The organism is Prevotella sp. MGM2 (assembly GCF_002933955.1).
Lineage (GTDB): Bacteria > Bacteroidota > Bacteroidia > Bacteroidales > Bacteroidaceae > Alloprevotella.
This window is the reverse complement of record NZ_BEWW01000112.1, coordinates 1-7527: the sequence shown is the minus strand read 5'-3', so window position 1 is coordinate 7527 and position 7527 is coordinate 1. Positions and strand designations below refer to the sequence as shown.

Below are 7527 nucleotides of genomic sequence, written 5' to 3'. Positions count from 1 at the left end.
TATTACGGCTGGTTTCCGGCGTAATACCGGTGAAAATTTCCCGTTTTGGAATTTAACTTCCAAGTATTCGTGTTAAAATTCCAATAAAGACTTTTTCGTTTCCGTTATCACCAACCTATATTTTAACACTTCGGAACGTTGCTGAAAGTTAAATATGTTAAAGTCCGAATGTCCGTTTTAGAGCATCGTGCCGGTTGGCTTTCAGTAATTTTTTGTAACTTTGCCCGCCAATTGTATTTATTCACTTTTCCATTAAACTAACCACGCGCTCCGGCCTTATGTCCGTTGAAATCAAGAAAGTATCGACCAAGAAAGAATTGAAACGGTTTATCCGCTTCAACTACGAATTTTATAAGGATAATCCCTATTCCGTTCCCGACCTCTACGATGACATGCTGAATACGTTCTCGCCCGGGAAGAACGCGGCTTTCGAGTTTTGCGAGGCCGACTATTTTCTGGCGTATGACGAGGCAGGGAAAACGGTGGGGCGTGTGGCGGCCATCATCAACCATCGCGCCAATGAGGCCTGGAACAAAAAGGTGGTGCGCTTCGGGTGGATCGACTTCACGGACGATATGGAGGTGAGCCGCGCGCTCATCGGGGCCGTGAAGGACTGGGGGCGCGAGCGGGGCATGGAGGAGATTGAAGGCCCGCTGGGCTTCACCGACATGGATGCCGAGGGCATGCTCGTGGAGGGGTTTGACCAACTCTCCACGATGGCCACCATCTATAACCATCCCTACTATCCCGTACACATGGAGGGACTGGGGCTGGAGAAGTCGGCCGATTGGGTGGAGATGAAGATCTATATCCCCGATGCCATACCCGAAAAACACCGGCGCATATCGGATATCATAGCCCGAAAATACGGGTTGCACATTCGCAAGGTGACTAGCAAGAAGGAAATTATGCGCTCGGGGCTGGCTCATGATATTTTTCGCCTTATTAACGAGGCTTACGCGCCACTCTTTAACTTTTCGAAGATGACCGATCGACAGATAGACCAGTATGTGCGTATGTATGTGCCTGTGCTTGACTTGCGCATGGTGACAATAGTGGAAAATGAGGCGAAAGAGATCGTGGCGGTAGGCATTTCAATGGCATCGCTCTCGCGTGCCTTGCAGAAGGCCAAAGGCCGGTTGCTGCCCTTCGGATGGTTCCATCTGCTGAAAGCGCTCATGTGGAAGCGCCCGAAAGTACTCGATCTGTTGCTTGTGGCCGTGCGGCCCGATTATCAGGGCAAGGGCGTGAACGCATTGCTCTTTACCGACCTGATTCCCGTTTATCAGCAACTTGGCTTCGAATATGCCGAAAGCAATCCCGAATTGGAGGTGAACGACAAGGTGCAGAGCCAGTGGCAATACTTCAAGACGGAGCAACACAAGCGTCGCCGCTGTTTTAAAGGAAAACTTTGAGAAGAAACATTCCTCTTAATCTCTGTTTCATCACACAAAAGGCCTCAGGGCCGGAAAGAGTCTGGAAGAATCATCATGCAAGAAGATAAAAACAATATGCCGCCGGTATCGGAAACGGCCGTTGTCTATGACGAGAGCAAAATACGCCATCTTGAGGATACGGAGCATATCCGTACACGCCCTGGTATGTACATCGGCCGATTAGGCGATGGCTCACATGCCGAAGACGGCATCTATGTGTTGCTGAAAGAAAGTATAGACAACAGTATAGACGAGTTTAATGAAGGTTTCGGAAAACGCATAGAGGTAAACATACAGGATGACCTCACGGCTGAAATCCGCGACTATGGCCGAGGCATTCCCTTGGGAAAACTGGTCGAAGCCGTATCGAAACTTAATACGGGCGGCAAGTACGACACGGCAGTGTTTACCGCTTCGGTGGGTATGAATGGTGTGGGTCTCAAGGCTGTCAACGCGCTTTCTTCGCGCTTTGTGGCACGCAGTTGCCGCGAGGGCCGCATGCATGAGGCCGTATTTGAAAAAGGGGTGCTCGTGAGTGATGTCGAAGGCGATACACAGGAAGAAAACGGTACGTATATCTATTTTGAACCTGATGCGCAACTCTTTCAAAACTACAGGTTCCGTAGCGAATTTGTAGAGAATATGCTCCGCAATTATACCTATCTGAACACCGGACTGGCCATCTTTTATAACGGTCGGCGTATTCTGAGCCGCAATGGTTTGGAGGATTTGCTCAACGACAACATGACGGCACCTGGGCTTTATCCGGTCATACACCTGACGGGTTCTGGCATTGATATCGCCTTCACCCATACCTCGCAGTACGGCGAGGAATATTATTCTTTCGTAAACGGCCAACATACCACTCAGGGCGGTACGCACCAGAGTGCTTTCAAGGAACACATAGCCCGTACTATAAAGGAATACTTTGGCAAGAACTTTGACGTGCAGGACGTACGCAACGGACTGGTGGCGGCTATAGCCATACGCGTGATAGAACCGCTTTTCGAAAGTCAGACAAAAATAAAACTCGGTTCGCTCACCATGGCCCCCGACAAGGATATGAACGGCAATCCTTTCCCGTTATCGGGCGTGAGCGTCAATAAGTTCATTGGCGACTTCATCAAGGAAAATGTGGATAATTTCCTGCATAAAAACCTCGATGTGGCCGACATTCTCCTGCAGAAGATACAGGAAAGCGAAAAGGAGCGGAAAGCCATAGCCGGCGTGACGAAACTGGCCCGTGAGCGAGCGAAAAAAGCCAACCTGCATAACCGGAAGTTGCGAGACTGCCGCGTGCACCTTAACGATTCCGCGCCGAAAAACAAAAAGAAAGGAACCGAAGAGGATGAGACAGATCCGCGGCTCGACTCGGCCATTTTCATAACAGAGGGTGACTCGGCCAGCGGTTCCATAACAAAAAGCCGCGATGTGAACACGCAGGCGGTATTCTCCCTGCGCGGAAAACCACTCAACTGCTTTGGGCTGACAAAGAAAGTAGTCTACGAAAACGAGGAGTTTAATCTCTTGCAGGCAGCTCTCAATATTGAAGACGGACTCGATGGTTTGCGCTACAACAAAGTAATCGTAGCCACCGATGCCGATGTGGACGGGATGCACATCCGGCTTCTGATGATAACGTTTTTCCTGCAGTTCTTCCCCGACCTCATCAAGAAAGGACATGTCTACATCCTTCAGACACCGCTATTCCGTGTGCGTAATAAGAAAAAGAAGGTGCGCGGAGCAGCCAAGGTACAGAGCGTAGACGACAAGAGCGCGGGAGCCGCCATTCTGAAGAAGGCGAAAACAGCCGACCGGTCGGAATTTGAAACCATCTATTGCTACACCGAGGAAGAGCGGCTCGCTGCCATCGAAAAACTTGGCCCCGATCCCGAAATAACCCGCTTTAAAGGATTGGGAGAGATATCGTCCGACGAATTCAAGAACTTCATAGGCCCCGACATCCGTCTTGATCAGGTAACGCTTCACAAAAGCGACAAGGTAAAAGGGTTGTTGGAATACTACATGGGCAAAAATACCATGGAACGGCAGAATTTTATTATCGATAACCTCGTAGTAGAGGAAGACCCGGTGGAGGAAGAGGCCAACGGGGAACAATAATCTGTACTTATTGCCAAAGAAATGCACTAGTCATCACAAATGAAAAAGATTGCTATTTTCCCAGGTTCGTTCGACCCTTTCACCGTAGGCCATGCCAGCATTGTGGAACGCGGTCTGCCCATGTTCGATGAAATCGTTATCGGCGTGGGAATAAATGAGAACAAGCGCGCCCTTTATAGTCCGGAGGAGCGTGTGAAAGCCATCAGCGAACTTTATGCCGGTGAGCCGCGTGTCCGTGTAGTAGCCTACAATGACCTGACCATTGATCTGGCGCGACGCGAAGGGGCGCAGTTCATTCTGCGCGGTTTGCGGTCGGTAAAGGACTTTGAGTACGAACGCGACATCGCCAATATGAACCAACGTCTTTCGGGCGTGGAAACCGTGCTTCTGTTCACTGAACCACACTATTCAAGTATATCGTCAAGTGTTGTGCGCGAACTTATTGCTTTCGGAAAGGACGTGACTGACTTTCTGCCCAGAAAGTGACGGACTCTATTCCAGTTCCGGCACCAGTGGGCGAGGAAATATCCTTTCCACAATATAAATTATGGAACTTCCGATGCAGCGACAAATGCGAGCGTTGCTGTTAAGAATCAATCAATCCCTGTCAAATATCAATCTTATGAAATACGGAATAACACTTCTCTGCCTGCTTCTTGCCGGCTTTTCAGGCATTTCGGCCCAACGTCAGGTGCCGGAAGATATCGACATTGAGCAAATACGTAAGTTACAGTATGCCCAACTGGCCATCAGCAACCTTTATGTGGACAGTGTAGACCAGAAAAAACTGGCCGAAGACGCCATCAACGGCATGCTTGAAAAACTCGATCCTCATTCGTCATATACCAACGCCGAACAGACGAAAAAACTCAACGAGCCGCTCGAAGGCAACTTTGAAGGCATCGGTGTACAGTTTAATATGTTGGACGATACGCTCGTTGTCATTCAGCCCACCTCCAAGGGGCCGAGCGAAAAGGCAGGAATCGTGGCGGGCGACCGTATTGTGAGTGTGGACGGCGAAGTCATTGCTGGTGTCAAGATGGAGCGTGACAGCATCATGCGCAAGCTTCGCGGCCCCAAAGGCACGAAAGTATTACTCGGCGTGGTGCGCCACGGTGTGCGCGGCCTGCTGACGTTCAACCTGACGCGCGACAAAATCCCTGTCAATACCGTCGATGCCGTTTATATGATAGCTCCGGGTGTGGGCTATATCCATCTTGACAGTTTTGGCGCCACTTCGGGCAAGGAAATACACGAGGCCATCGCCTCGCTCAAGGAGAAGGAAATGAAGAGTCTCATATTCGACCTCCAGATGAATGGTGGCGGTTATCTCGGCGCTGCCGCCGAGGTGGCCAGTGAGTTTCTGCCTTCCGGCTCTTTGGTGGTCTACACTGAAGGGCGCACCTCTCCCCGTCAGGTGCTCAACGCCTCGGGCGGCGGTCTTTTCCGCAACGGCCGCCTCGTAGTTCTGGTGGATGAATATACGGCTTCGGCCGCTGAGATTGTAAGTGGCGCCATTCAGGACCATGACCGCGGCACCATTGTAGGGCGCCGCACGTTCGGCAAAGGTTTGGTGCAACGCCCGGTAGAGCTGCCCGACGGTTCGATGATACGTCTCACCGTGTCACATTACTATACCCCTTCCGGCCGGTGCATTCAGAAACCCTACGTGAAGGGCGACAAAGAACAATATGGCAAGGACCTCATCAATCGTTTCGACCATGGCGAACTGATGCACGCTGACAGCATCCGCCTCGACAGTACGAAAGTCTATAAAACGCTTGTCAAAGGCCGCACCGTTTATGGCGGTGGCGGTGTCATGCCCGATGTGTTCGTGCCCCTCGACACGGCGGCCTATACGCCCTATTACCGTGCCATCAGCCGCAATAATCTCATTACGCTGGCCGCTTTGAAGTATGCCGACGAAAGCCGCAAGGACATCAAGCGCAAGTATAAGGACTTTTCAGACTTTCAGGATCATTATCAGGTGCCGCAGGCCTTGATTGACGACATTGAGAAAAAAGCCCGCGACAAGGGCATAAAACCCAAAGATGAGGCTGAACGCGGCGAGACACTTGAGGATTTGCGCTTCATGCTCAAGGCATTGGTGGCCTACAACGTGTGGGACCGTTCGGAATATTTCCGGATCATCAACACACGCAACGACATCGTCAAGAAAGCCATCGAGGTCGTCCGTGCGAAAGATTGACCCAGGCGACAAGCTACAACCTCCCTCCTTACGAGGAAACCGTAAAGAGGGAGGTTGATTATTATAGCGTAGCGGAGCATTCCACATGGAATGCTCCGCTTTTCGTTTGTTTTTTCAGGAGAGAAAGAGTCAATAAACGGCGGTTTCTTCGGAAAAAACGCTGTTCCCTTTTCAAATTGCAGTTATTGGAATTTCAAAAGTGCGTATTCGTGTTAAAGTTCCAATACCGTCTTGTCCGGTTTCACGGCCAGCATGTTCTGTTCCCGCATTTCGGAATGCTGCGGAAAATGAAAAACGTAAAAAGCCTTGCGCGTGTTCTTTCCTATTTCCGCCCTCCTTATCGCTGCCATGTGCGGTGTATGCCCGTCGCGAAGAATCCCTGTGCCGGCTGTGTCGGTCCCTGTTGTGTCTTCTTCATTTCCGGATATGAGATCCTCGTGTGATAAATCGTCTTCAAACTGTCAATAAGCACACGTTTGGCATCGGCAATGTCGCGGAAGGTCAGCGGACATTCCTTGAAGCACCCGTCAGCCAGCTGGGAGTCGATAATGTGGTTCACCAGTCCGCTGAGGCTCTCTTCCGTATATTCCTTCAGGCTGCGTGAGGCGGCTTCCACCGCATCGCACATCATGAGTATTCCCTGTTCGCGGGTGCGCGGATTGGGGCCGGGATAGCTGAAGAGCTGCTTGTCCACCTCTTCTTCCGGATGCTTGTTGGCATACTGTATGTAGAAGTACTTTACCAGCCCTGCGCCGTGATGGGTGCGTATGAAGTCCTTGATAACCGAAGGCAGGTGATGCTTGTCGGCCAGCCGCAGACCGTCTGTCACGTGGCTGATGATGATTTGCGCGCTGCGCTCTTCCGAGAGCTGGTCGTGTGGGTTCACTCCCGTCTGGTTCTCCGTGAAGAAAGCCGGGTTGAGCATCTTTCCTATGTCGTGGTAGAGCGCTCCCGTTCTCACCATCTGCGGTTTCGCGCCTATTTTGTCGGCCACTTCCGCCGCCAGGTTGGCCACCTGCATGGAGTGGTTGAAAGTGCCCTGTGCCACTTTCGACATGCGGCGCAGCAGGCTGTTGTTGATGTTGGTCAGTTCCACCAGCGTCACGCTCGAAGTGAAGCCGAACACCCTTTCTACGAGATACATCAGCGGGTAGGCGAACAGCAAGAGAATGCCGCCGATGACCACGTACACCGTGCGCGACTGGTCGAAAGCCTGGCTGCCGAGCCCCTGCGAGAGGTCGTAGGTAAAACTTACCAGCAGGCCGGCACACACCACGGCCAGCACCGTGCGGAGCAGCTGCGAGCGTTCCGTCAGCTCGCGCAGGGAATAAATGGCCGCCAGTCCCGTTACCAGCTGGAGCAGCACAAATTCAAACGGGTTGTGGAGCGTGACGGCCGAGAGCAGGGCCATCACGACGTGGGCAACGAACGCCGTGCGCGAATCCATGAATATGCGCACGAAAATGGGAACGATGGCATACGGCACAAGGTAGACACTGTAGAAGTGGTGCGCCATCATCAGGTAGGTTACCACGGGAAACGCCGTCAGCAGCGAGAAGAGCAGCAGCAGGCAGTGGGGTGAATCGAGGTAGTCGCGGCGGAAAAGCTTGAGGTAAGTCAGCAGCAGGCTGATGCACACAAAAACATACACGGCCTGCCCCGCAAGAATCATCCAGTAGCCGCGCGAGGGGTCCATCCGCCGTTCGCTCTCCTTTTTGAGTGAGTCGAGAATCCTGGTGTGGTGCGGTGTCACTATCTGTC

General features: G+C 51.9%; 5 protein-coding genes. 4 read left to right on the top strand and 1 reads right to left on the bottom strand.

Annotation, left to right across the window (positions count from 1 at the left end; genetic code table 11):
• Positions 1-278: 278 nt before the first annotated feature.
• The 4 genes from C5S62_RS02495 (at position 279) to C5S62_RS02480 (ending at position 5766) form a co-directional block, all read left to right on the top strand.
• The gene (locus tag C5S62_RS02495; RefSeq protein ID WP_104403915.1) at positions 279-1415 is read left to right on the top strand and encodes an N-acetyltransferase; all 1137 of its coding nucleotides are present in this window, start codon (positions 279-281) and stop codon (positions 1413-1415) included.
• A gap of 75 nt (positions 1416-1490) precedes the next feature.
• The gene (locus C5S62_RS02490; protein ID WP_190311540.1) at positions 1491-3557 is read left to right on the top strand and encodes a DNA topoisomerase IV subunit B; all 2067 of its coding nucleotides are present in this window, start codon (positions 1491-1493) and stop codon (positions 3555-3557) included.
• 39 nt (positions 3558-3596) lie between these two features.
• The gene (coaD, locus tag C5S62_RS02485) at positions 3597-4043 is read left to right on the top strand and encodes a pantetheine-phosphate adenylyltransferase (protein WP_104403914.1); all 447 of its coding nucleotides are present in this window, start codon (positions 3597-3599) and stop codon (positions 4041-4043) included.
• 136 nt (positions 4044-4179) lie between these two features.
• Positions 4180-5766, top strand: a complete 1587-nt coding sequence (locus tag C5S62_RS02480; RefSeq protein WP_104403913.1) for a S41 family peptidase — start codon at positions 4180-4182, stop codon at positions 5764-5766.
• Positions 5767-6103: 337 nt separating this feature from the next.
• Here C5S62_RS02480 and C5S62_RS02475 read toward each other — a convergent pair whose 3' ends face one another.
• Entirely contained in the window at positions 6104-7438 is a 1335-nt protein-coding gene (locus tag C5S62_RS02475; protein ID WP_371411179.1) for an HD family phosphohydrolase, read from the bottom strand.
• Between the last annotated feature and the right edge of the window lie 89 nt (positions 7439-7527).